The organism is Methylobacterium sp. Leaf100, assembly GCF_001422845.1.
Lineage (GTDB): Bacteria > Pseudomonadota > Alphaproteobacteria > Rhizobiales > Beijerinckiaceae > Methylobacterium.
On the sequence record NZ_LMMW01000063.1, the window covers coordinates 101,650 to 123,776 of the forward strand.

The following is a 22,127-nucleotide window of genomic DNA, read 5'->3' on the forward strand; positions in this document are numbered from 1 at the left end:
CGAACACGCTGCTGGAACGGGAGATATCGGCGAGCATGCCTTGGAGCAATCAGAGCGGCGGCGGTAGCGGCAACGGGGGAGGGCCCTGGGGCCGGGGCAGCGGCGGCAATGGCGGCGGGGGTGGCCCGTGGGGGAGCGGTGGCGGTGGCGGCGGCGGTAAGACGCCCCAGGACCTCGAAGAGTTGCTCCGGCGCGGCCAGGATCGCCTGCGCGGCGTACTTCCGGGCGGTGCCATGGGTGGTGGACGCGGCATTCTCGTCGCGGCCGGACTCGTGGCCGCGGCGTGGCTCGCCACGGGCTTCTACACGGTGGCCCCGCAGCAGGTCGGCATCGAAACCATGTTCGGACGTTACACCGGCACCACCGGTCAGGGCCTGAACTACGTGCTTCCCTATCCCATCGGGGCCGTGACGAAGCCGAATGTCGGACAGGTCAACAGCATCCAGATCGGTTACCGGGCCGGGCCGCAGGGCCGCAGCACCGACAAGGCCGATGAGAGCCTGATGCTCACGGGGGACGAGAACATCGTCGACCTCGACTTCGAGGTACAGTGGCGCATCAACCCGCTGAAAGCCTCTGACTTCGTGTTCAACCTCGAAAACCCCGAGGGCACCATCAAGGCCATCGCGGAAAGCGCCATGCGCGAGGTCATCGGCCGCCGCAACATCCAGGCGATCCTGACGAACGAGCAGTCGAGCGTCGCCCAGGAGGTCAAGGAGCTGACCCAGAAGGCGCTGGACGAGTACGGCGCCGGCGTGCGGATCGAGGTGGTCCAGCTCGTCGCCGTGAACCCGCCGCCGGAAGTGCGTCCCGCCTTCATCGACGTCAACGCCGCCCAGCAGGACGCCGAGCGCGCCCAGAACGAGGCCCGCACCTACGCGAGCCGCGAACTGCCGCAGGCCAAGGGTAAGGCCGCGCAGATCGTCCAGGCCGCCGAGGCCTACAAGACCCAGGCCACCGCCGAGGCGACCGGTCAGGCCGCCCGCTTCCAGCAGGTCTACGATTCCTACAAGGTCGCCCCGGTCATCAGCCGCGAGCGCATCTTCCTCGAAACGATGGAGCGGGTCCTGGGCTCGGTCAACAAGGTGATCATCGATCAGAACGGCACCGGCGTGAACAATGCCGGCGCCGGCGTCGTCCCCGTCCTGCCGCTCACCGAGTTCGGCGCCCGCAGCACCGGTGGAGCCGCACGATGAACAACCCCGCAATCCGCACCGGCCTCATGATCGCGGCGGCGGCCGTCTTCGTCCTGCTCTACGCCTCGGTCTTCACCGTGGGCCAGATGCAGCAGGCCCTCGTCCTTCAGTTCGGCCGCGTGCGCGCCGTCCTGAACCAGACCGGCACCGACAAGCCGGGCCTGTATTTCAAGGTGCCGTTCTTCGACAACGTCGTCCTGTTCGACAAGCGGGTCCTCGACCTCGACCTGCCCGTGCAGACCCTCCTGACGGCCGATCGCCAGAACCTCGAAGTGGACGCCTTCGCCCGCTACCGGATCATCGATCCGCTCAAGTTCTACCAGTCGGCCAACAACATCCTGCGCGCCAACACCCTGCTCGCCAGCTTCACCAACTCGGCCCTGCGCAACGTGCTCGCCCGCTCGACCCGGGACGCCATCGTGCGGACCCAGCGTTCGGACCTGATGAACCAGATCCAGGGCGACGTGAACCGGCAGGCCAAGGAGCTGGGCGTCGAGATCGTGGATCTGCGCATGACCCGCGTCGATCTGCCGGCGCAGAACAGCACGGCCGTCTATCGGCGCATGACGACGGAGCGCAACCGCGAGGCCGCCGACATCCGCGCCAACGGCGACCAGATCGCCGCGACCATCAAGGCCAAGGCCGACCGCGACGTGACCGTGCTGATCTCCGAGGCCAACCAGACCTCGGAGACCCTGCGCGGCCAGGGCGACGCCGACAAAAACCGCATCCTCGCCGCAGCCTACGGCAAGGACGCCGACTTCTTCAGCTTCTACCGTTCGATGCAGGCCTACGAGACCGGGCTGAAGGGCTCCGACACCCGCCTCGTGATCTCGCCGTCCTCGGACTTCTTCCGCTACTTCAGCGATCCGCAGGGGCGCTCCCCGGCCACCGCCGCGCGTGGTGCGACCGATGCGGGCGCGACGGGTTCGGTCGGGCGCTGAGCCTGCCGATCTCTCGTCAAAGAACGATCAAGCGGCCGGCACCTCAGTGCCGGCCGTTTTCGCAAGGGCACAAGCCCCCTTGATCGTCGGGTCCGGGGGACGATCTAAGAGCAACGTTTCAGCCAAGAGGTCGATCATGGATTCCGTCGCGCGCGCTGCTCCCGCGCCCCGCCTGCGAGCGCTGCGCCGCTCCCTGTGCTCGGTCCTCGTCGCCGTCAGCCTGGCGACCCCGCTCGGCGTCACCGGCCTGTCCCAACCCGCCTATGCCAAGGGCCCCGAATCCCTGGCCGACCTCGCCGACCAGGTGACGGACGCCGTGGTGAACATTTCGGCCTCCACCACCGTCGAGGCCCGGCCCAACACCCGCAGCGGCCCGCAACTCCCGCCCGGAACCCCGTTCGAGGACCTGTTCGAGGAGTTCTTCAGCAAGCGCGGCGGTCGCGGTGGCGGCGGTGGTGACGGAGAGGCGCCGCGCCAGCAATCGCGCAAGTCGAACTCGCTCGGCTCCGGCTTCATCATCGACGCGTCCGGCATCGTGGTGACGAACAACCACGTCATCGGCGACGCCAACGACATCCAGGTGATCCTGCACAACGGCACCAAGTTGAAGGCCGAGATCATCGGCAAGGACCCGAAGATCGATCTCGCGGTACTCCGGGTGAAGCCCGATGCCGACAAGCCCCTGAAGGCCGTGCCTTTCGGCGATTCCGAGAAGATGCGGCCGGGCGACTGGGTCATCGCCATCGGCAACCCGTTCGGCCTCGGCGGCTCGGTCTCGGCCGGCATCGTCTCGGCGCGCGGACGCAACATCGAGTCCGGTCCGTACGACAATTACATCCAGACCGACGCCGCCATCAACAAGGGCAATTCCGGCGGACCGCTGTTCAACATGAACGGCGAGGTCATCGGCATCAACACGGCGATCCTGTCGCCCACGGGCGGCTCCGTCGGCATCGGCTTCGCCGTGCCCTCGGCCACGGCGTCCCAGGTCATCGATCAGCTGCGGGAGTTCGGCGAGGTCCGGCGCGGCTGGCTCGGGGTGCGCATCCAGAACGTGGACGACGCCACCGCGGAGGCCCTCGGCCTCAAGGGCGGCGCCCGCGGCGCCCTCATCGCCGGCGTCGACGAGAAGGGACCGGCGAAGGTCTCGGGCCTCGAAGTCGGCGACGTGATCACCAAGTTCAACGGCACGGCGGTGAAGTCGTCGAGCGATCTGCCGCGCATCGTCGCCGCGACCCCCGTCGGCAAGGTCGTCGAGGTGATCGTGGTGCGCAAGGGCGCCGAGACGACGAAGTCCGTCACCCTCGGCCGCCTGGAGGACAACGAGAAGCCGCAGCTCGCCAATGCCCGCCAGCCCGAGGCCGAGAGCGCCGTGCGTCAGGCGCTCGGACTGAACCTCTCGAACCTCACCGACGATCTGCGCCGCCGCTACGGCATCAAGGACAGCCTCAAGGGCGTCGTCGTGATGCGGGTCGATCCGAATTCGACCGCCGCCGACAAGCAGATCAAGCCCGGCGAACTCATCGTCGAGGTCGGTCAGGAGCCGGTGAACAGTCCGGCCGAGGTGACGAAGCGCGTCGAGCAGCTGCGCAAGGAGAACCGCAAGTCGGCCCTCCTCATGGTGGCGAGCGCGTCCGGCGACGTTCGCTTCGTGGCCCTCGGCCTCGAATAACCCTCGACGCGGCGAGCCCTCCGAGAGAGGCCGTCGTCCCCCCGGACGGCGGCCTTTTTCAGTTCACGAACGCGCTCGCACCATACCCTTGCAGGTACAGGAGGGCGGTGAGATCGCCGTGGTCGATGCGGACATGAGCCGCGGCCGCGACGGCGGGCTTCGCCCGGAACGCGACCCCGAGACCCGCCTCGCCGAGCATGTCGAGGTCGTTTGCGCCGTCCCCCACGGCCAGGGTTTCGGCCGGGTCGAGGCCGAAGCGGCTGCGCAGGTTGATGAGGGTGGCCCGCTTCGTCGCCTTGTCGACGATGGGCTCTTGGACGGAACCCGTGAGCCGGCCGTCCGCGACACCGAGCGTCGTCGCATGGGCCTCGTCGAACCCGATTTTTTCCGAGATCGGCCCGGTGAACAGGGTGAAGCCGCCGGAGACGAGGCAGGTGTGGGTGCCGTGCGCCTTGCACGTCTGCACCAGGGTCCGGGCGCCGGGCATGAGGGTGATGCATTCGGCGATCAGGCTGTCGATGACACCGACCGGCAGATCCCGCAGGAGCGCGACCCGCTCGCGCAGGGCCGGAGCGAAGTCGATCTCCCCCCGCATGGCCCGTTCGGTGATGGCCGACACCTGATCCCGCAGGCCCACGGTGTCGGCGAGTTCGTCGATGCATTCCTGCTGGATCATGGTGGAATCCATGTCCGCGAGGAACAGGCGCTTGCGCCGGTGCGGGCCGGCGGGCAGGACCGCGACGTCGAAGGGCTCGGACGCGAAGGCCGCACGCAGGCGCCGGGCGAGGGCGGGCGCATCGGCGGCGGCGCCCGGCACCAGCACCTCGGCGGCGACCTCGCCGTGGAGGATGCGCGGCTGATGTTCCGTGCGCAGCACCCGGCGGGTCTCGGCCAGGACCGCATCGGTGATGGCGGGACGCGCCGCGTTTGCTATCAGGATCGCGACGAGGGACATCAGGGAGCTTCCACGCCTTGCCGCCGGTCACGGACACAGCACACGCGCACGGCCGGCCGGCGGCCATCCTCATCGCAGGGCCGACCGCCTCCGGCAAGTCGGGCCTCGCCACCGCCCTGGCGCGCCGGTTCCGGGGCGTGGTGATCAACACCGATTCCATGCAGGTCTACGGCGACCTGAGGCGCCTGTCGGCCCGGCCGAGCGAGGCGGAAGCGGCCCTGGCGCCCCACCGCCTCTACGGCCATGTCGATGGCGCGACCAACTATTCGGCCGGACATTTCGCCCGGGAGGCGGCCGCGCTTTTCCGTGCGGTGCGGGCGGAAGGCCGCCTGCCGATCTTCGTCGGCGGCACCGGACTGTACTTCCGCGCCCTGGAAGAGGGCCTGTCGGAGTTGCCGGCCGTGCCCGACGCCGTGCGGACCGCGATCCGGGCCGAAGCCGAGGGCAGGGCGACCGAGGCCCTGCATGCGAACCTCGCCCTCCGCGATCCCGGCGGCGCCGAGGCCCTGCGGCCGAGCGACCGGGCCCGAATCATGCGGGCCCTCGAGATCCTCGCCGCCACGGGAAAACCCATCGCCAGCTTCCAGGGCAGCCGAACGCCCGGTCCGCTGGCGGGCCTGCCGCTCCTGAAGCTGTTCCTCGCCCCCGAGCGCGCGGCGCTCCGCGCGGCCATCGACGCCCGGTTCGCCGCGATGCTCGCGGACGGCGCCCTCGACGAGGTCGCGGCGTTGCGAGAACGCCGCCTTGACCCGCTCCTGCCGATCATGCGTGCTCACGGCGTACCGGGCCTGATTGCCCACCTCGACGGGGTCATCGACCGGGCCGAGGCGATCCGGCGCGGACAAGCCGACACGAGGCGCTACGCCAAGCGTCAGTTCACCTGGTTCCGCCACCAGATGGGACCGGACTGGGAATGGACCGCCCCGGAGGCGGCCCAAACCCACGCCGAGGCGCGGCTTACTTTTCCAGACGGGCGATGAGGCTCGACGTGTCCCAACGGTTGCCGCCCATACCTTGGACGTCGGCGTAGAACTGGTCCACCAGAGCGGTTACGGGCAGCTTCGCGCCGTTGCGGCGCGCCTCGGCCAGCAGGATGCCGAGATCCTTGCGCATCCAGTCCACGGCGAAGCCGAAATCGAATTTCTCCGCGTTCATGGTCCGGCCGCGATTCTCCATCTGCCAAGAGCCGGCGGCGCCCTTGGAGATCACGTCGAGGACGGCGTCGACGTCGAGTTCGGCGCGCTTGGCGAAGTGGATCGCCTCCGACAGCCCCTGCACCACGCCCGCGATGGCGATCTGATTGACCATCTTGGTGAGTTGGCCCGAGCCCGACGGGCCCATGAGGCGGCTCGCCTTGGCAAAGCACAGGATCGCGGCCTCGACGCGGGCGTAGGTCGCGGCGTCGCCGCCGCACATCACCGTGAGGGCCGCGTTCTCGGCTCCCGCCTGACCGCCGGACACGGGGGCGTCGATGAAGTGAAGGCCGGCGGCGTCGGCGATCTCGGCGAGTTCGCGGGCGACTTCGGCGGAGGCCGTGGTATGATCGACGAAGACCGCGCTCTTCGCCATTCCGGCGAACGCGCCGTCGTTCCCGAGGGTCACGCCGCGCAGGTCGTCGTCGTTGCCGACGCAGGCGAAGACCACCTCCTGGCCCTCGGCGGCCTGACGCGGGGTCGGCGCCGCCGCGCCGCCATGGGCCTTCACCCAGGCTTCCGCCTTCGATGCCGTCCGGTTGTAGACGGTGACGTGATGGCCGTGCCGGGCGAGGTGCCCCGCCATCGGGCCGCCCATCACACCGAGGCCCAGGAACGCGACCTTCGCCATCAACCGTCTCCACCGTTCGAACGCACGCTGGACGGGGGTCTAGGTGGGCGGGGGCGAGGGGTCAAACCCCTCTGTCTTCAGCCGCCGGTGACGCTCATGTGGCGCGGCACCGCCGCCGGGCGGGCCCGCTCGATGACGAAGTCGTGGCCCTTCGGCTTGCGGGCGATGGCATCCACCACCGCCTGCGTCACCAAGGCATCGTCGGGCGAGGCACGGAGCGCCGCGCGCAGATCCGCCGCGTCCTCCTGGCCGAGACACATGTAGAGCTGACCGGTGCAGGTCAGGCGCACGCGGTTGCAGCTCTCGCAGAAATTATGGGTGAGGGGCGTGATGAAGCCGAGGCGCCCACCGGTCTCCTCCACGCGCACGTAGCGCGCCGGACCACCGGTGCGGTCCGGCAGGGGGGTCAGGGTGTAGCGGTTCTCGAGGCGCGCGCGGGCCACCGACAGGGGCAGGAACTGATCGGTGCGGTCGCCCTCGATCTCGCCCAGCGGCATGACCTCGATCAGGGTCATGTCCATGCCGTCGCCGTGCGCCCAGGCGATCATATCGGCGATCTCGTCCTCATTGACGCCCTTGAGCGCCACGGCGTTGATCTTGACCTTGATGCCGGCGCGCCGGGCCGTCGCGATGCCGTCGAGCACCACCTTGAGATCGCCGCGACGGGTCACGGCCTTGAACTTGGCGGGATCGAGGGTGTCGAGGGAGACGTTGACGCGCTTGACCCCGAGGTCGGCGAGTTCGGGCGCGAAGCGGCCGAGCTGCGTTCCGTTCGTGGTCATGGTCAGCTCCTCCAGCGCGCCCGTGCCGAGATGGCGGGACAGGCGGCGGAACAGATGCATGATGTCACGCCGCACCAGAGGCTCGCCCCCGGTAATGCGCAGCTTCCTCACCCCGCGCCCGATGAACACCGCGCACAGGCGATCGAGCTCCTCGAGGCTGAGAAGGTCGCGTTTCGGCAAGAAGCTCATGTCGTCGGACATGCAGTAGACGCAGCGCAGGTCGCAGCGATCCGTCACCGAAATGCGCAGGTAGGTGATCGCCCGCTGGAACGGGTCGATCAAGGGCGCGGGCCCGGACAAGGGCGCAGACGCAGGCTTGGACAAGGGCGCGGGGACAGGCGTCACGGGCGCGTCGTCGGTGCGTGGACCCCACATGCGAAACTCTGAACCCTGGTCTGGGGAAGGCACTGGCGTTTGGTCGCGTGACGAACCTAGCATGAAGAAGCATATGAGGTCTTGCACCCGCGCGGGCAAGCGCGCACCGGGGCGACGTGTCCGCACGTGGAACCACCCCTTCCACAAGGAGACTGCCACATGGACCAGCAGACCCCCGATCAACGAACCCCCGCACCCGCTCCGGCCGCACTGGAGCGCTGGCCGACGGAGATCCGGCTGTCGGGCGACAAGCGCAGCCTCATCGTCGCCTTCGAGGATGGTGGGCGCTTCACCCTGCCGGCGGAATACCTGCGGGTGTCGAGCCCGTCGGCCGAGGTCCAGGGCCACTCCCCGGCCGAGCGCAAGGTGATCGGCGGCAAGCGCGAGGTCGCGATCCTCAAGGTCGAGCCCATCGGCAACTACGCCGTGAAGCTCACCTTCGACGACATGCACGACACCGGCCTGTTCGGCTGGGGCTACCTCTACGACCTCGGCCGTGAATACCGGAACCGCTGGGCCACCTACCTGTCGGAGCTGGACGAGCGAGGCCTGACGCGCGATCCCACCATGCGGCCGGCGAAGAAGCCGGCCGGGACTCCGCCGGAGAGTTCGGGCGGCGGCAGTTGCGGCACCGGGTGCGGCTGTCATTGAGGCCATATCGATGAGGGCATGCCGATGAGCGTCCGCGGAGCCCATCCCGCACCCGCCACGAACCGGCGCGTCCTGTCCCTCGCCCTGCCGATGACGGTCGCCAACGTCACGACGCCGCTCCTCGGCTTCGTCGGTGCGGCGGTGATCGGGCGGCTCGGCGATGCGGCCCTGCTCGGCGCCATGGCGCTCGGCGCCGTGATCTTCGACGCGATCTTCTGGTCGTTCGGCTCCCTGCGCATGGCGACCGCCGGCCTGACGGCGCAGGCGGTGGGCGCCCGCGACGGGGCGGAGGTCGACCGCACCCTGGCGCGGGCGCTCGCCGCAGGTCTCCTCGTCGGCCTCGTCATCGTGATCCTGCAAGGGCCCATCGGCCAGGGCGCCTTCGCCATCAGCGGCGCGAGCCCGGCGGTGATCGCCGGCCTGTCGGACTATTTCCATATCCGCATCTTCGCGGCGCCCTTCACGCTGGCGAACTACGCCATCCTGGGGTCCGTGCTCGGCCGCGGCCGCACGGATCTCGGGCTCGTGCTTCAGATCGCCATCAACCTCGTCAACATCGCCCTGACCCTCGCCCTCGTGCTCGGCGCGGGCATGAGCGTCGCGGGCGCGGGCCTCGCCACCCTGGTGGCCGAGGCGGTTGGAACCGGGCTGGGGCTCCTCGTCCTCGCCCGACTCGGCTCCTATCCGTTCGGCGTGCCATGGCGGATCGTCGCCGATCCCCTGGCGCTCGCCCGGATGCTCAGCGTCAACGCCGACGTCATGATCCGCACCCTTCTGCTCGTCGCCTGCATTGCGGCGTTCTCGGCCCTCGGCGCACGCTCCGGCGACGTGGTGCTCGCCGCCAACGCCGTCCTGTGGAATCTCTTCATGATCGGCGGCTTCTTCCTCGACGGCTTCGCCACCGCCGCCGAGACCCTGTGCGGACAGGCCGTGGGCGCCCGTGACCAGGCGGGCTTCCGCCGCGCCGCGCGCCTGAGCCTCGCCTGGTGCCTCGCCTTCGGGGCCGCCATCGCGGGCCTGTTCCTCGTGACGGGTGGGGCTTTCATCGACGCGGTGACGACGAACCCCGAGGTCCGCGAGACGGCGCGGGCCTACCTTGTCCCAGCGGCCCTGGCGCCCCTCGTCGCTGCGCTCCCCTTCGCTTTCGACGGCATCTACATTGGCGCCACCTGGACCCGCGCCATGCGCAACCTGATGATCGGGGCCAGCGTCACCTATGGCCTCGCCCTGCTGGCGTTCCACGCGCTGGATCTCGGCAATGCCGGCCTGTGGGCCGCTTTCCTGCTGCTGCTGGGCGGCCGTGGCGTCGGTCAGGCCCTGGCCTATCCGGGCCTGACGACGCGAACGTTTTCCCCAGCGGTCGAGCCGGGACTGCCCGCGCCGGTACGGCAGGTTGCGTAACCGTAATCGCCCCTCGGGCTGGAAGACCAGGAACCAATAGATCGGACGCGAGCACCCACTTTGTTTTGAAAAGGTCCAACTACCGTCGAATTAGAATGATTCCGATGTAACAATGTGACGAAGAAGCCTCTTTGCTTGCTTGTGTGGCTGGTCTACGCGCTCGATACCCTGCGCGAAGCTCCGATGTGCGAGAGATCCATGACCGCCCGCTCCATCACCGCCCGATGCTTGCCGTCCCTCCTCGTCGCCGGCTTCCTCGCCGCCGGTGCGGTCCTTCCCGCTCACGCGAAGGAGACGCCCATCGGGCCGCACGTGGTCCAGAACGGGCTCGAAGTCGCCGCCGTCTACCTGCAGCCCATCGAGATGGACCCGCCGGACATGATGCGCGCCGCCGCACAATCCGACCTGCATCTCGAAGCCGACATCCGCGCCGCGAAGGACAACCGCAACGGCTTCGCCGAAGGGGACTGGGTGCCGTCGCTCGCCGTCTCGTTCGAGCTGACGAAGCTCGACGGGGAGGCCGCCACGGGGCCGAAGGTCACCGGCACCCTCATGCCCATGGTGGCCAACGACGGCCCCCATTACGGCGACAACGTCAAGCTGTCCGGGCCCGGGCGCTACCGCCTCAAGCTCACGGTGGCGCCCCCCGGCGCGGGCCAGCATTTCGGACGCCACGTCGACAAGGAGACCGGGGTCGCCGAATGGTTCAAGCCGTTCGACCTGATCCAGGACTTCACCTTCGCGGGCATCGGCAAGAAGGGCGCGTACTAACCGTGGCCCGGCTGCCGAACCTCCTCGCCGCCGCAGCGGCGGCCGCCACCCTCGCGCTCGGGCAGCCGGCCCGCGCCGAGGACCTGCCGGTCATCAAGGTCGAGATGCGCGACGGGGCGATCATCCCCGAAATCATCGAGGTGCCGGCCAACACCCGGTTCAAGCTCGAGATCACCAACACGGGCAAGAGCCCCGTCGAGTTCGAGAGCACCGAACTGAAGCGCGAGAAGGCGCTCGCCGCCGGCGCCACCTCGTCCATCGTGTTCCGCACCATCGATCCCGGTCGCTACGACGTGTTCGACGACTTCCACCCGGATTCCAAAGCCACCCTCGTGGCGAAGTAGGCAGCGAAACGGACCGAATGGCGAACCCCATGGCGGCATCGGCCTCCATTTCACCGGGCGAGGCCTGGGTCGATGCCAAGCTGGCCGGCCTCGGCCAGTGGCTCCAGCGCAACGGCGGCATCATCCGCACGATCCAATGGGTCGTCGTGGCGATCTACCTCGTCCTCGTCGCGGTCCCGGCCTTCCTGCCGCTCCCTGGACGCACGGCGCACCTGTGGAACGACCTCAGGGTGTTCGCCCAGTTCGCGTTCTGGGGCATCTGGTGGCCGTTCGTGCTGGTCAGCATGGTGGTGGTCGGGCGCGCGTGGTGCGGCATCCTCTGCCCCGAAGGCGCCCTCACGGAATTCGCCAGCCGGTGGAGCCTGGGGCGGGCCGTGCCGCGCTGGCTCACCTGGGGCGGCTGGCCGTTCGTGGCGTTCGCCGGCACCACGGTCTACGGCCAGATGGTCAGCGTCTACGGCTACCCGAAACCGGTATTGGCCGTGCTCGGCGGTTCCACGGTGGCGGCCATCGCCGTCGGCCTGCTCTACGGGCGCAACAAGCGGGTGTGGTGCCGCTACCTCTGCCCCGTCAACGGCGTCTTCGCGGTCCTGGCCAAGCTCGCGCCGGTGAGCTTCCAGGTCGATCACGCGGCGTGGAGCGCATCGCCGAAGCCGAAGGGCGAGAGCTTCAACTGCGCGCCCCTGGTCCCGGTCAAGACCATGAACGGCGCCGGCGCCTGCCACATGTGCGGACGCTGCAGCGGCTATCGCGGGGCCGTGCGCCTCGCCCGGCGGTCGCCCACCCACGAGATCGTCAACGTCGCCGGCAACGAGCCGAGCCTCGACCAGACCGCCCTCATCCTGTTCGGCATGATGGGCATCGCGGTGGGCGCGTTCCAGTGGTCGTCGAGCCCGTGGTTCATCGACGCCAAGCAATGGCTCGCCACGATCCTGATCGAGCGCGGCATCTCCTGGCCCCTGGAGACGACACTGCCGTGGTTCGTCCTCACCAACTACCCCGAGCACAACGACGTGCTCAGCCTCCTCGACGGCGTGCTGCTGCTCGCCTACATCGTCGCCTCGGCCCTCATCCTCGGATCGTCCCTGTCGGGCTTCGTGGCCCTCGGCACCCGCGCCCTCGGGGCGTGGTCGACCCAGCGGTTCCACCACCTCACCCAGACGCTGATACCGGTCGCCGGCTGCGGCGTCTTCCTCGGCCTCTCGGCCCTCACCGTGACGTTCCTGCGCGGCGACGGTCTCGTCATCCCCTATGTCTCCGAATTGCGCGGCGGTCTCCTCCTCGGCAGCAGCCTGTGGAGCACCTGGCTCGCCTGGCGGGTGTCGGGGCACTACGCGGCCGGCGCGCGCCGGATCGCCGCCACCCTCGCCATCGCGGCGGCCTGCGGCCTCTCGGTGTTCGGCTGGGTGCTGCTGTTCTGGATCTGGTAACCCGCGCGGCCCTTCGGCGCGCACACAAGGATATCCGCGCATGATCGGCGCTTTCGTCATCGCCTTCCGCGAGGTCATCGAGGCCGGCCTCATCGTCGGCATCGTGCTCGCCGCGACACGCGGGATCAGTGGGCGCGGCCGCTGGATCGCCCTGGGTATCGTCGGGGGACTGGCGGGCGCCGCCCTCATCGCGCTGTTCGCGGAAAAAATCTCCGACGCCTTCGAGGGCGCCGGCCAGGACATCCTCAACGCCGCCGTGCTCATCGTCGCCGTGCTGATGCTGATCTGGCACAACACCTGGATGAGCAAGCACGGTCGCGAACTCGCCGGGGAGCTCCGCGCGGCCGGCGACAAGGTCCGCACCGGACAGACCACGGCGGCCGCCCTGGCCCTCGTGGTCGGCGCCGCGATCCTGCGCGAGGGCGCCGAGCTCGTGCTGTTCCTTTACGGCCTCGTCGCATCCGGCACCTCCGGGATCGACATCCAGCTAGGGGCGCTCGCGGGCGTCGCGGCCGGTGCCGCCCTGTCGGGGGTGAGCTATTTCGGTCTCGCCGCCATCCCGACCCGCTACGTCTTCTCGGTGACGAGCGCGCTGATCATCTTCCTCGCCGCCGGCCTCGCCTCGCAGGCCGCTCAGTTCCTGGTGAACGCGGGCGTCGTCACCGTGCTCGATCGCCCCCTGTGGAACACCACCGCGATCCTGCGGGAGGACAGCCTCGCGGGCCGCGTGCTCCACGCCCTCGTGGGCTACACCGACCGGCCGAGCGTCCTCCAGGGCCTCGTCTACCTCGGCACCATCCTGGTCATGGTCGCCCTGATGCAATGGTCGTCGGCGGACAAGCGCCGGCAGGTCCGCACGGCCTGAGGCGCGCGAGGTCGTCATGCACGTCAGCCCCACGCCCGACGCCCCGGCGGCCGAGACCATCGGATTCGGCGCGTTCCTCGCCGTGGATATCCGGGTCGGCACCATCGTGTCGGCCGAGCCGTTCCCGGAGGCTCACAAAGCCGCCCTGAAGCTCGTCATCGATTTCGGCGGCAGCATCGGCCGGAAGCGGTCGAGCGCCCAGATTACCGAGCATTACCGGGCCGAGGACCTGCCCGGCCGTCAGGTTGCCGCCGTGGTGAATTTTCCGCCCCGGCAGATCGGGCCGTTCCGGTCCGAGGTGCTGACCCTGGGCTTTCCCGACGCCGACGGGGCGGTGGTGTTGTTCGCGCCGGACAAACCCGTGCCGAACGGCGGGCGCCTGTTCTGACTTATCGGCGCAGGGGCGCGGCCGCGATCCAATCGCCGATGCGGCCGCTTAGAACGACGGGATCGCCCGCGAGCGCCACCACCTTCCGACGAGCCGTCTCGCCCGAGACGATGCGGATCTCGCTGCGCCGCAGCTCCAGGACCTCGGCAAGGTAGCCGATCAAGGCCGCGTTGGCGGCGCCCTCCACCGGCGGGGCAGCGACGCGCAGCTGCACGGCAATCCGTCTGTCAGCCCCGGCGACGAGACCGTCGAGGCCGGACCGCGCGGCGCGGGGGGTGAGCCGGACGGCGAGGCGCACGCCGTCCGCATGGGCGGTATAGGGGAGGGCCGGCGTCACAGCTCGCCCGTGAGGAACTGCGCCCGGCCGTGGCCGAACGACCAATCGGCGTCGCTGTTGACCATGCAGGACACCATCACGTCGGCCGGAGCGATGCCGCAGGCGGCCTCCAACTTCTCCGTGAGCAGGCGATAGAAATCCTGCTTCATCTCCTGCGAACGCGGGCGGGTGAACACCTGCACCACCACCACGTCCTTCGTGCGCGGGATGCCGAGGCCGGTATCCTCGACGATCATCCGCGACGGCTTGTGCTCGGTGACGATCTGGTAGCGGTCGCCGGCCGGCACCCGGAAGGCTTCCAGCATGGCCTCGTGGGCCGCATCGAGCAGGGTCTTCAGCTCGGCCTCGGTACGGCCTTCGATGAGATCGAAGCGGATCAACGGCATGGCACTCTCACTCTTCGGGATCGACGAGCCGCGGCAGAACGGCGGCCTTGCTTGGTTTCGTCGGCGACGTCGGGCGAGATCATAGCAGTCCCTGTCCGCCCGCGTCCCGATTCGGGGAAGGAACTGCCATTCGCGGGGCCGTGCGGGGTGCCCAGGCGCCGATGTTGCATTAAGGTGCGCGGCGATTTCACAGGAACCCGCGATGTCCGACCTCCGCCTCCGCCGCAGCGTGCTGTATATGCCCGGTTCGAACCAGCGTGCTTTGGAAAAGGCCCGGACCCTCGCCGCCGATTCGCTCATCCTCGACCTCGAGGACGCGGTGGCGCCCGACGCCAAGGAACTCGCGCGCGAGCAGGTCTGCGCGGCGGTCAAGGAAGGCGGCTACGGCAAACGCGAGATCGTCATCCGGGTCAACGCGCCCCAGACGCCCTGGGGTGAATCCGACCTCAAGGCGGCGATCCAGGCCCGACCCGACGCGATCCTGATGCCGAAGGTCTCCTCGCCCGCCGTGCTGGAGAGCATCGCCAACCACCTCGAAGCCCTGGAGGCGCCCGACAGCATCGCCGTCTGGGCCATGATCGAGACTCCGGCGGCCATCCTCAACATTCAGGACATCGCGAAAGCCCGGCGCGACCGGCGCACCCGGCTCACCGGTTTCGTGCTCGGCACCAACGATCTCGCCAAGGACACCTGGGCCCAACTCGTGCCCGGCCGCGTGCCGATGCTGCCGTGGATGATGTTCACCCTCGCGGCCGCCCGCGCCGAGGGTCTGATCATCCTCGACGGCGTCTGGAACGACATCGGCGATGTGGACGGCTGCCGCGCCGAGTGCCAGCAGGCGCGCGACCTCGGCTTCGACGGCAAGACCCTGATCCACCCCAACCAGATCGAGCCGGCCAACACCTGCTTCGCCCCCACGGAGGAGGAGGTGCGCCGCGCCCGCATCGTCATCGAGGCGTTCGACAAGCCCGAGAACCTCAAGCGCGGCGCCATCAAGATCGAGGGCCGCATGTACGAGCGGCAGCATATCGGCATGGCCCGCCGGGCGGTGAACTGGTCGGAGGCCATCGCGGCCAAGGGGCAGTAGGGGCGCCTCGCGACGGCCGGGCCACTCAACCGTGAAGGTGGTCGAGGAGCGCCCGGCCCGCTTCGGTGACCGCGTAGTGCGTGCGCTGGGTGCGGGGGGCGCGCTCGATCACCGTCAGCAGCGCCGCCTCGCCGACCAGGACTTCGACGGCCCGCAGCACGAGGGCATGCTCGACGCCGAACACGCGCGAAAAGCTGCGGCTGTCGGCGGCGAGGGCGAGGTGCAGGGCCGCGAGCACGCCCGCTTCCAGGGTCGAGAGCCCGGGCTGCAGGGCGGCGACGGAATCCGTCACCGCCAGGAAGGTTTCGGCGTCGGCCGGGGGTTCGCTCACGCGGCGGCCGGCGCGCGGAGGTGGACGAGCACCGACTTCGAGGTCGGCGTGTCGCTGCCCTCGCCGAAGGTCGAGAGCGGCACGAGGACGTTGAGCTCAGGGTAATAGCCCGCGAGCGAGCCGCGCGGCATGTCGAAGGGCACGAGGCGGAAGCTCTCCGCCACCCGGGTCACGCCGTCGTCGTGGTTGCCGACGATATCGACCCGGTCGCCCATGCGCGCGCGGATCTCCGCGAGGTCGTCGGGATGGGCGAAGACCACCCGGCGTTCGCCGTACACGCCGCGATAGCGGTCGTCGAGGCCGTAGATGGTGGTGTTGTACTGGTCGTGGCTGCGGAAGGTCTGCAGCACGAAGGTGCCGGGCGTCGTGCTGGCGCGCTGGTGCTCCGTCGTCTCCGGCAGCACATCGGCCGAGAAGTTGGCGAGCCCCGTCTCGGTCTCGAAGTTGCGCTCGGCGGCGAGGTTTCGGAGCATGAAGCCGCGCGGACGCCGCACCCGGACGTTGTAGCCCGCGAACCCCGGGATCGTGCGTTCGATGAGATCGCGGATCCGGTCGTAATCCTCCGTGAGCGACGCCCAGTCGACCCGCTCCGAACCGACGGTCGCCGCCGCCATGCCGGCGATGATGGCGATCTCGGACAGGAGCTCCTTCGAGGCCGGCTTGTTGATGCCGCCCGAGCCGTGGACCATGCTCATGGAATCCTCGACCGTCACGATCTGGGTCTTGCCCCGGGCGTTGCGGTCGATCTCCGTGCGGCCGAGGCACGGCAACAGATAGGCGACGCGGCCCGGCACGAGGTGCGAGTGGTTGAGCTTCGTCGCGATGTGGACGGTGAGCTCGCAGGATGCGAGGGCCTTGGCGACGAGGGCCGTGTCCGGCGTGGCGCGGGCGAAGTTGCCGCCGAGCCCGATGAACGCCTTCGACGAGCCGTCCAGCATGGCGCCGATGGCGCCGATGACGTTGTGGCCGTGACGGCGCGGCGCGGTGAAGCCGAACGTGGTCTCCAGGGCGTCGAGGAGGGCGGCGGAGGGCTTTTCATTGATGCCCACCGTGCGGTCGCCCTGCACGTTGGAATGGCCGCGCACGGGGCACAGGCCGGTGCCGGGCCGCCCGACATGGCCGCGCAGGAACAGCACGTTGGCGAGTTCGCGAACCGTTGCGACGGAATGGCGGTGCTGGGTCACGCCCATGGCCCAGGTGCAGATCACCTTGTCGGCCCCGAGATAGACCTGCGCCGCGACCTCGATATCGGCACGGGACAGGCCGGACTGATCCTCGATGGCCTCCCAGGTGGTGGCGTCGACGACGGCCCGGTATGCGTCGAGCCCGGCGGTGTGATGGGTGAGGAATGCGCGGTCGAGGACGGACGGCTTGCCGGCGTCGAGCGCCGCGTCGTCGGCGGCGAACACCGCCTTGGCGATGCCCCGGAAGGCCGCCATGTCGCCGCCGAGGCGCGGCTGGTAATAGTGGCTCGCCACGGGCGCGCTCGCGCCGCGCAGCATCTCGACGGTGTTCTGCGGATCGGCGAAGCGCTCGAGGCCGCGCTCGCGCACGGGGTTGAACACCACCACGCGGGTGCCGCGCTGGGCGGCCTTGCGCAGGTCCCCGAGCATGCGCGGATGGTTGGTGCCGGGGTTCTGGCCAACGACGAAGATCGCGTCGGCCTTCTCGAAATCTTCCAGCAGCACGGTGCCCTTGCCGATGCCGATGGCCGCCTGGAGGGCGATGCCGCTGGCCTCGTGGCACATGTTCGAGCAGTCGGGGAAGTTGTTGGTGCCGTAATGCCGGGCGAACAGCTGGTAGAGATACGCGGCCTCGTTGGAGGCGCGGCCGGAGGTGTAGAACTCGGCCTGATCGGGTTGGTCGAGGGCGTTGAGAGCAGCGCCGATGGCCGCGAAGGCCTCGGGCCAGGTGGTCGGCACGTAGCGGTCGCTGATGGCGTCGTAGCGCATGGGATGGGTGAGCCGGCCCTCGCCCTCGAGGGCGTAGTCGGTCCAGCCGCGCAGCTCGCTCACGGTGTGCTTGGCGAAGAACTTCGGCGGGGTGCGCTTGTCGGTGGCTTCCCACGACACCGCCTTGACGCCGTTCTCGCAGAACTCGAACGAGGAGCCGTGCGCCGGGTCACCCCAGGCGCAGCCCGGACAATCGAACCCATCGGGCTGGTTGGCCTTCAGCATGGCGCGGGCGCCCGAGAGCGGTGCGCGGCTGCCGAGGAGATGCTTGCCACAGCTTTTCAGCGCACCCCAGCCGCCGGCGGCGGACGAACGCTTGGGAGACGCGACCGGGTGATCCATGGACGATCCTGATGGGAAAGCTTCTGAGGTCGTAGCGACCTGCTTGCGTGAGGGATTACCGCACCGCACAGCGGCGCCTCAATCGGTCAAAAACGCAGGCCTGTCATGCGCTTGCGCGGGGAAAGGTTTTACCCGGCTGGGTTTCGCCCGGGTTAAGGCACTGCGCTGCCGCACGCAGGTGGGGTATGCGTCGGCGAGGGGGCCTGCGGGCCTGGAACGGGCGAGGAGACCACCAGGATGCGAACCCCCGTACGGGTCAGCGCGGCCGTCGTCGTGGGCATCGCCGTCGCCGTCGCGATGATGGCGCACGATCGCCAGATGGACGCCGAATGGGCGATCTCGCCGGCGCAGATCGCGGACGCGCGAGGGGCGGGCAAGCCCGGAGTCGAGACCGCCCCGGGCCGGTTCGCGCGCCAGCCCGTGGCGAGCGAGGGCGCCGACCTCCTGCCGGTGAAATGGGGGCTGATCGGCCTGTTCGCCGCCTGCGTGGTCCTGGCCGGAACCGGCCGGCGGCGGTCGCGTCCCTAACCCGGCAGCGCCGCGAGAGCTTCGGCGTCCCGTCCGACGAACCCGGCCAAGCTGCCCGCGCCCTCGGCCGCCATCCGGGCGACGAGGCCGGCCTTGATCGACCCGATCAGGGCCGGCCCCTGATAGACCAGGGCGGAGTAGAGTTGGAGCAGGCTCGCACCCGCCAGGATCTTGGTCCAGGCCGCCTCGGCCGAATCGATGCCGCCGACACCCACGAGGGGGATCCGGCCGCCGACGCGCAGGTAGGTCTGCGCGAGCAGCCGCGTCGCGGGCTTGAACAGGGGTCGGCCGGAAAGGCCGCCGGTCTCGCGGGCAAGCGCCGTCTCGGCGAGGGTCGCGGGTCGCGCGATGGTGGTGTTGGAGACGACGAGGGCCTGCACGCCACGCTTCAGGGCGGTGGCCGTCATGGCGTCGAGGGCCGCGAGGGTGATGTCGGGTGCGATCTTGAGCAGGATCGCCGTACCGGGATGGACCGCGTCGCGGGCTTCCACAACCCGCGCCAACAGGTCGTCGAGGAAGGCCTCGCCCTGAAGGTCGCGCAGGCCCGGGGTGTTGGGGGACGACACGTTGACGGTGACGAAATCGACGAGGGGCGCGAGGGCGCGGGTGCAGGCGACATAATCGGCGAGGCGGTCCGTCGCCTCCTTGTTGGCCCCGATGTTGACGCCGATCCGGCCAGGCTTGTCCCGCCGGGCCGCGAGCCGGCGACGCACCGTGTCGAGGCCTTCGCTGTTGAGGCCGAACCGGTTGATCACGGCACCATCGGCCTTCAGGCGAAACACGCGCGGGGTGGGATTACCCGCCTGCGCCTTCGGCACCACGCCGCCGACCTCGACGAAACCGAAGCCGAGGCCGAGGAGCGCGTCGGGCACCTGGGCGCCCTTGTCGTAGCCGGCGGCGAGGCCGACGGGGTTGGGGAAACTGCGGCCGAGGATCTCCACGGCGAGGCGTGGATCGTCGGGCGGCGGGCGGCGCGGCGGCAGCAGGGACAGGCCCCGGATCGTGAGGTTGTGGGCCGCCTCGGCATCGAGGCTGTGCAGCAGGGGTTTGGCGAGGGGAAACAGCGCGCCGATCATGCGGCGTCTCCGAAACGTTCCGGGAAGACGTGGTTGCCGTCGGGCCCGACCGGCAGGTCGTGAACCGCCCGCACGGCCCCGAGTGGGAGGTCGCCGTAGAGGTGCGGGAACAGGTCGCCGCCGCGCGAGGGCTCGAAGCGGAGCGCCGCCCCCAGGGCCTCGGTGTCGACGGCGACGAGTAGGAGGTCGTGCACGCCGGAGAAATGCCGCGTCGCCGTCTCGGCCGCCTGGGGCGCGGTGGAGAAGTGGATGAAGCCGTCGGCGACGTCCACGGGCGCGCCGGTGAAACGTCCTTGCGCCTCCGCCGTCGCCCAGAGATCGCGCGGGCAGATCTTGTAGACGAGGGGCATCGGGTCTCCTTCGCGCGAGGGTCGCTCGCGTCCGGCGATAGAGCGCAGGCCGGTCCGCCGCAACCGAATCCGCTCGGCCGCCCCCGATCCTTCGGCGGCTCGTGGGCGGGGCGAAACCCGCCGGGGACCATGCCGTTGCTTTCTGGGTATTTTAGTTCTACTTTCCTACACGTAGGCTGAGCGTCTTACACACTTTCCGTCGCGAGCCTCTCATGCTGTCGCACGAGCAGATCTGGACCGCCATCGATCGATTGGCCGAGCGCCACGGCTTCTCGGCCTCCGGCCTCGCGCGCCGTGCCGGCCTCGACGCGACGAGCTTCAACCGCTCGAAGCGCATCGGCCCGGATGGGCGCAAGCGCTGGCCCTCCACCGAATCCATCGCCAAGGTCCTGACCGCCACGGGCGCCAGCCTCGACGAGTTCCTGCGCCTCATCGAAGTCCGGACCGGACCGACCCGATCGATGATCCCCCTCGTGGGCATGACCCAGGCGGGGTCCGGACGGCTCTTCACCGACGAGGGCATGCCCACCGGCGGTCCCGGCTGGGAGGAGATCGAGTTTCCCGATCTCGCCGACGACCGGGCCTTCGCCCTGGAAGTGCAGGGCGATTCTATGGCGCCGCTTTACCGCGACGGCGACGTGCTCATCGTCTCGCCCTCCGCCAGCGTACGCAAGGGCGACCGCGTCGTGGTGCGCCTGAGCGCAGGAGAAGTCCTGGCCAAGGAACTCAAGCGCCGCACCGCCCGCACCATCGAACTCGTATCGCTCAATCCCGACCATGCCGACCGGGTCGTCAACGTGGCCGAGATCGCCTGGATCGGCCGGGTGATGTGGGTGCGGCAGTAGCGGCCCGTACGAAGCTTTGCCGCTTCTCCGGATCGGTTTATGCCTGAGATCCCGAAGGCGGAACGTGCCTCGCGGAACGCCCGGTCACCCGCGGTTCTCGTGTCGAACCCCGATGGGCCGAGGGCGTTTCGTGAAGAGGCGCCGAGAAGCCTCGCACGCGCGGACAGGCCATGGCATCGCCCCCACCGGACGATCAGGCGCCGGACGACCGGCCGGATGCGGCCCCGCAGGCCTACCTCGCGGCGTCGCGGGTGCCGGCACTGCTCGTCGAGGCCGGCCCGGACGGCGAACGGATCGTCTTCGCCAACCCGGCGTTCCTGACGCTCACCGGCTACGGCGCCGAGGCGGTGACCGGCCGCAGCACCCATTTCCTCCTCGGACCGGATACGGACCGGGCGGCGCGGATCGCCCTCGCGACGGCGCTCACCGATACGCCGCCCGAGGGCGTCGAGTTCCTGGCCTATACCCGCGCCGGAGCCGCGTTCTGGGCGCAGATCCTGGTGGCGCCGGTGCCCGGCACCGATCGGCGGCTCGTCCAGATCGTCGACGTCTCCCGCCGTCGCGATGCCGAAGGGGCCCTCAGCCTGTCGCGCCAGCGCGAGGCGCTCGGCCTCCTCACCAACAGCGTGGCGCACGAGTTCAACAATTTCCTCCAGATCCTCATCGGCTACATCGACGGCCTGAAACGGCGTCTGAGCGACCGCGACGAGCCCTTCATCCAGCGCGCCATCCTGCGCTCCACGGATGCGGCGGAGCGGGCGACGATCCTGACACGCCAGCTCCTCGCGTTCTCGCGTCGGATCGCCCCGGACGTCCGGCCCGTGGACCTCAACGCCCTGATCACCGAGTTCGGCGCACGCATGGGTCCGAGTCTGCCGGTGCGGATCAGCCTCGACATCCGCACCACGCCGGGCCTCGCCTGCGGCCTGAGCAACCCGCGCCAGGTGGAACTCGCCCTCAACCACATCGTGGCCAACGCGTGCGAGGCGATGCCGGGAGCGGGCCGCATCACCATCGCGACCTTCGCGGTACCGGTGGGGGATCGCGCCCTGCAGCGCCCCGGGGACGGCGCCGTCGGCATCACGGTCACGGATACCGGCCACGGCATGTCGCCCGAGATGGCGGCGCGCGCGCTCGCTCCGTTCATCACCAGCCGTGAGGCCGGGCGCGGCACCGGCCTCGCCATCGTCCATGGTCTGGTCAAGCGCCAGAACGGCACGGTGAACCTCGAGAGCAAGCCCGGCGAAGGCACCGTGGTCCGCCTCGTCTTCCCGGCCGTGGCCTGAGGGCGGAAA

24 protein-coding genes are annotated in these 22,127 nt (G+C 69.7%); 15 read left to right on the plus strand and 9 right to left on the minus strand.

Annotated features, from left to right (window positions below):
- Nucleotides 1-35 precede the first annotated feature (35 nt).
- The 3 genes from hflK (at nt 36) to ASF25_RS21330 (ending at nt 3,812) form a co-directional block, all read left to right on the plus strand.
- On the plus strand, nt 36-1,196 hold the full coding sequence (gene hflK, locus ASF25_RS21320) for an FtsH protease activity modulator HflK (protein ID WP_056306762.1): 1,161 nt from the start codon (nt 36-38) through the stop codon (nt 1,194-1,196).
- Nucleotides 1,193-2,140: a protease modulator HflC gene (locus ASF25_RS21325; RefSeq protein WP_056174472.1), complete on the plus strand. Its 948-nt coding sequence runs from the start codon at nt 1,193-1,195 to the stop codon at nt 2,138-2,140. The genes hflK and ASF25_RS21325 overlap by 4 nt, the downstream gene beginning before the upstream one ends.
- A gap of 136 nt (nt 2,141-2,276) precedes the next feature.
- Nucleotides 2,277-3,812 carry a Do family serine endopeptidase gene (locus ASF25_RS21330; protein ID WP_082503031.1) on the plus strand — a complete coding sequence of 512 codons (1,536 nt, stop codon included), beginning with the start codon at nt 2,277-2,279 and terminating at the stop codon, nt 3,810-3,812.
- 58 nt (nt 3,813-3,870) lie between these two features.
- On the opposite strand, the gene serB is transcribed toward ASF25_RS21330, so the two are convergent.
- A complete protein-coding gene (gene serB / locus ASF25_RS21335) occupies nt 3,871-4,767 on the minus strand; it encodes a phosphoserine phosphatase SerB (RefSeq protein WP_056306704.1) in 897 nt (298 codons plus the stop codon).
- Between the two features lie 17 nt (nt 4,768-4,784).
- Here serB and miaA point away from each other — a divergent pair, with 17 nt between their 5' ends.
- The gene (gene miaA / locus ASF25_RS21340; RefSeq protein ID WP_056306706.1) at nt 4,785-5,747 is read left to right on the plus strand and encodes a tRNA (adenosine(37)-N6)-dimethylallyltransferase MiaA; all 963 of its coding nucleotides are present in this window, start codon (nt 4,785-4,787) and stop codon (nt 5,745-5,747) included.
- On the opposite strand, the gene ASF25_RS21345 is transcribed toward miaA, so the two are convergent.
- Together ASF25_RS21345 and moaA are read right to left on the minus strand one after the other, a co-directional pair.
- Nucleotides 5,725-6,591: an NAD(P)-dependent oxidoreductase gene (locus ASF25_RS21345; protein ID WP_056306709.1), complete on the minus strand. Its 867-nt coding sequence runs from the start codon at nt 6,589-6,591 to the stop codon at nt 5,725-5,727. The genes miaA and ASF25_RS21345 overlap by 23 nt on opposite strands.
- Before the next feature lie 77 nt (nt 6,592-6,668).
- A complete protein-coding gene (gene moaA, locus ASF25_RS21350) occupies nt 6,669-7,811 on the minus strand; it encodes a GTP 3',8-cyclase MoaA (protein WP_244473130.1) in 1,143 nt (380 codons plus the stop codon).
- Between the two features lie 96 nt (nt 7,812-7,907).
- Here moaA and ASF25_RS21355 point away from each other — a divergent pair, with 96 nt between their 5' ends.
- The 7 genes from ASF25_RS21355 to ASF25_RS21385 all read left to right on the plus strand — a co-directional run bounded on the left by ASF25_RS21355 (nt 7,908) and on the right by ASF25_RS21385 (nt 13,598).
- Nucleotides 7,908-8,399 (plus strand): DUF971 domain-containing protein, encoded by a 492-nt coding sequence (locus ASF25_RS21355; protein WP_056306710.1) that lies wholly within the window; start codon nt 7,908-7,910, stop codon nt 8,397-8,399.
- A 24-nt stretch (nt 8,400-8,423) separates the two neighbouring features.
- Nucleotides 8,424-9,800 (plus strand): MATE family efflux transporter, encoded by a 1,377-nt coding sequence (locus ASF25_RS21360; RefSeq protein WP_056306766.1) that lies wholly within the window; start codon nt 8,424-8,426, stop codon nt 9,798-9,800.
- Nucleotides 9,801-9,998: 198 nt separating this feature from the next.
- The gene (locus tag ASF25_RS21365; RefSeq protein WP_056306768.1) at nt 9,999-10,571 is read left to right on the plus strand and encodes an iron transporter; all 573 of its coding nucleotides are present in this window, start codon (nt 9,999-10,001) and stop codon (nt 10,569-10,571) included.
- 11 nt (nt 10,572-10,582) lie between these two features.
- Nucleotides 10,583-10,915 (plus strand): cupredoxin domain-containing protein, encoded by a 333-nt coding sequence (locus ASF25_RS21370; RefSeq protein ID WP_056306770.1) that lies wholly within the window; start codon nt 10,583-10,585, stop codon nt 10,913-10,915.
- Nucleotides 10,916-10,944: 29 nt separating this feature from the next.
- Nucleotides 10,945-12,345, plus strand: coding sequence for a 4Fe-4S binding protein (locus ASF25_RS21375; RefSeq protein ID WP_056306772.1), 1,401 nt, complete (start codon nt 10,945-10,947; stop codon nt 12,343-12,345).
- A 40-nt stretch (nt 12,346-12,385) separates the two neighbouring features.
- A complete protein-coding gene (locus tag ASF25_RS21380) occupies nt 12,386-13,210 on the plus strand; it encodes an FTR1 family protein (RefSeq protein ID WP_056268467.1) in 825 nt (274 codons plus the stop codon).
- Between the two features lie 16 nt (nt 13,211-13,226).
- A complete protein-coding gene (locus ASF25_RS21385; RefSeq protein ID WP_056306712.1) occupies nt 13,227-13,598 on the plus strand; it encodes a tRNA-binding protein in 372 nt (123 codons plus the stop codon).
- Between the two features lies 1 nt (nt 13,599).
- On the opposite strand, the gene ASF25_RS21390 is transcribed toward ASF25_RS21385, so the two are convergent.
- Complete coding sequence (locus tag ASF25_RS21390; RefSeq protein ID WP_056306714.1) at nt 13,600-13,935, minus strand: DUF167 domain-containing protein; 336 nt, start codon at nt 13,933-13,935, stop codon at nt 13,600-13,602.
- Nucleotides 13,932-14,321 (minus strand): tautomerase family protein, encoded by a 390-nt coding sequence (locus ASF25_RS21395; protein WP_056268459.1) that lies wholly within the window; start codon nt 14,319-14,321, stop codon nt 13,932-13,934. The genes ASF25_RS21390 and ASF25_RS21395 overlap by 4 nt, the downstream gene beginning before the upstream one ends.
- A 202-nt stretch (nt 14,322-14,523) precedes the next feature.
- On the opposite strand from ASF25_RS21395, the gene ASF25_RS21400 reads away from it, so the two are divergent.
- Nucleotides 14,524-15,408 carry a CoA ester lyase gene (locus ASF25_RS21400; RefSeq protein WP_056174490.1) on the plus strand — a complete coding sequence of 295 codons (885 nt, stop codon included), beginning with the start codon at nt 14,524-14,526 and terminating at the stop codon, nt 15,406-15,408.
- A 25-nt stretch (nt 15,409-15,433) separates the two neighbouring features.
- Here the strand turns inward: ASF25_RS21400 and ASF25_RS21405 are convergent, their stop codons facing one another.
- Nucleotides 15,434-15,739, minus strand: coding sequence for a hypothetical protein (locus ASF25_RS21405; RefSeq protein WP_056268458.1), 306 nt, complete (start codon nt 15,737-15,739; stop codon nt 15,434-15,436).
- Nucleotides 15,736-18,033 (minus strand): FdhF/YdeP family oxidoreductase, encoded by a 2,298-nt coding sequence (locus ASF25_RS21410; RefSeq protein WP_056306716.1) that lies wholly within the window; start codon nt 18,031-18,033, stop codon nt 15,736-15,738. Before ASF25_RS21410 ends, ASF25_RS21405 begins: the two co-directional genes overlap by 4 nt.
- Nucleotides 18,034-18,270: 237 nt before the next feature.
- On the opposite strand from ASF25_RS21410, the gene ASF25_RS21415 reads away from it, so the two are divergent.
- Nucleotides 18,271-18,561 carry a hypothetical protein gene (locus ASF25_RS21415; RefSeq protein WP_056268452.1) on the plus strand — a complete coding sequence of 97 codons (291 nt, stop codon included), beginning with the start codon at nt 18,271-18,273 and terminating at the stop codon, nt 18,559-18,561.
- Here ASF25_RS21415 and ASF25_RS21420 read toward each other — a convergent pair.
- Both ASF25_RS21420 and ASF25_RS21425 read right to left on the minus strand, forming a co-directional pair.
- The gene (locus ASF25_RS21420) at nt 18,558-19,637 is read right to left on the minus strand and encodes a quinone-dependent dihydroorotate dehydrogenase (RefSeq protein ID WP_056174497.1); all 1,080 of its coding nucleotides are present in this window, start codon (nt 19,635-19,637) and stop codon (nt 18,558-18,560) included. The two genes, ASF25_RS21415 and ASF25_RS21420, sit on opposite strands and share 4 nt — an antisense overlap.
- On the minus strand, nt 19,634-19,987 hold the full coding sequence (locus tag ASF25_RS21425) for a DUF952 domain-containing protein (protein WP_056268446.1): 354 nt from the start codon (nt 19,985-19,987) through the stop codon (nt 19,634-19,636). Before ASF25_RS21425 ends, ASF25_RS21420 begins: the two co-directional genes overlap by 4 nt.
- A 212-nt stretch (nt 19,988-20,199) precedes the next feature.
- Between ASF25_RS21425 and ASF25_RS21430 the strand changes: the two genes are divergently transcribed.
- The gene (locus ASF25_RS21430; protein ID WP_056174501.1) at nt 20,200-20,832 is read left to right on the plus strand and encodes a helix-turn-helix transcriptional regulator; all 633 of its coding nucleotides are present in this window, start codon (nt 20,200-20,202) and stop codon (nt 20,830-20,832) included.
- Nucleotides 20,833-21,002: 170 nt separating this feature from the next.
- On the plus strand, nt 21,003-22,118 hold the full coding sequence (locus ASF25_RS21435; RefSeq protein WP_056174503.1) for an ATP-binding protein: 1,116 nt from the start codon (nt 21,003-21,005) through the stop codon (nt 22,116-22,118).
- Nucleotides 22,119-22,127 lie beyond the last annotated feature (9 nt).

Excerpts from the sequence above, each read along its gene's own strand:
- hflK (WP_056306762.1), top strand. The coding sequence starts at position 36 with ATGCCTTGGAGCAATCAGAGCGGCGGCGGTAGCGGCAACGGGGGAGGG.
- ASF25_RS21325 (WP_056174472.1), top strand. The coding sequence starts at position 1,193 with ATGAACAACCCCGCAATCCGCACCGGCCTCATGATCGCGGCGGCGGCC.
- ASF25_RS21330 (WP_082503031.1), top strand. The coding sequence starts at position 2,277 with ATGGATTCCGTCGCGCGCGCTGCTCCCGCGCCCCGCCTGCGAGCGCTG.
- serB (WP_056306704.1), bottom strand. The coding sequence starts at position 4,767 with ATGTCCCTCGTCGCGATCCTGATAGCAAACGCGGCGCGTCCCGCCATC.
- ASF25_RS21345 (WP_056306709.1), bottom strand. The coding sequence starts at position 6,591 with ATGGCGAAGGTCGCGTTCCTGGGCCTCGGTGTGATGGGCGGCCCGATG.
- moaA (WP_244473130.1), bottom strand. The coding sequence starts at position 7,811 with ATGCTAGGTTCGTCACGCGACCAAACGCCAGTGCCTTCCCCAGACCAG.
- ASF25_RS21355 (WP_056306710.1), top strand. The coding sequence starts at position 7,908 with ATGGACCAGCAGACCCCCGATCAACGAACCCCCGCACCCGCTCCGGCC.
- ASF25_RS21360 (WP_056306766.1), top strand. The coding sequence starts at position 8,424 with ATGAGCGTCCGCGGAGCCCATCCCGCACCCGCCACGAACCGGCGCGTC.
- ASF25_RS21365 (WP_056306768.1), top strand. The coding sequence starts at position 9,999 with ATGACCGCCCGCTCCATCACCGCCCGATGCTTGCCGTCCCTCCTCGTC.
- ASF25_RS21375 (WP_056306772.1), top strand. The coding sequence starts at position 10,945 with ATGGCGGCATCGGCCTCCATTTCACCGGGCGAGGCCTGGGTCGATGCC.
- ASF25_RS21380 (WP_056268467.1), top strand. The coding sequence starts at position 12,386 with ATGATCGGCGCTTTCGTCATCGCCTTCCGCGAGGTCATCGAGGCCGGC.
- ASF25_RS21385 (WP_056306712.1), top strand. The coding sequence starts at position 13,227 with ATGCACGTCAGCCCCACGCCCGACGCCCCGGCGGCCGAGACCATCGGA.
- ASF25_RS21395 (WP_056268459.1), bottom strand. The coding sequence starts at position 14,321 with ATGCCGTTGATCCGCTTCGATCTCATCGAAGGCCGTACCGAGGCCGAG.
- ASF25_RS21400 (WP_056174490.1), top strand. The coding sequence starts at position 14,524 with ATGTCCGACCTCCGCCTCCGCCGCAGCGTGCTGTATATGCCCGGTTCG.
- ASF25_RS21410 (WP_056306716.1), bottom strand. The coding sequence starts at position 18,033 with ATGGATCACCCGGTCGCGTCTCCCAAGCGTTCGTCCGCCGCCGGCGGC.
- ASF25_RS21415 (WP_056268452.1), top strand. The coding sequence starts at position 18,271 with ATGCGAACCCCCGTACGGGTCAGCGCGGCCGTCGTCGTGGGCATCGCC.
- ASF25_RS21420 (WP_056174497.1), bottom strand. The coding sequence starts at position 19,637 with ATGATCGGCGCGCTGTTTCCCCTCGCCAAACCCCTGCTGCACAGCCTC.
- ASF25_RS21425 (WP_056268446.1), bottom strand. The coding sequence starts at position 19,987 with ATGCCCCTCGTCTACAAGATCTGCCCGCGCGATCTCTGGGCGACGGCG.
- ASF25_RS21430 (WP_056174501.1), top strand. The coding sequence starts at position 20,200 with ATGCTGTCGCACGAGCAGATCTGGACCGCCATCGATCGATTGGCCGAG.
- ASF25_RS21435 (WP_056174503.1), top strand. The coding sequence starts at position 21,003 with ATGGCATCGCCCCCACCGGACGATCAGGCGCCGGACGACCGGCCGGAT.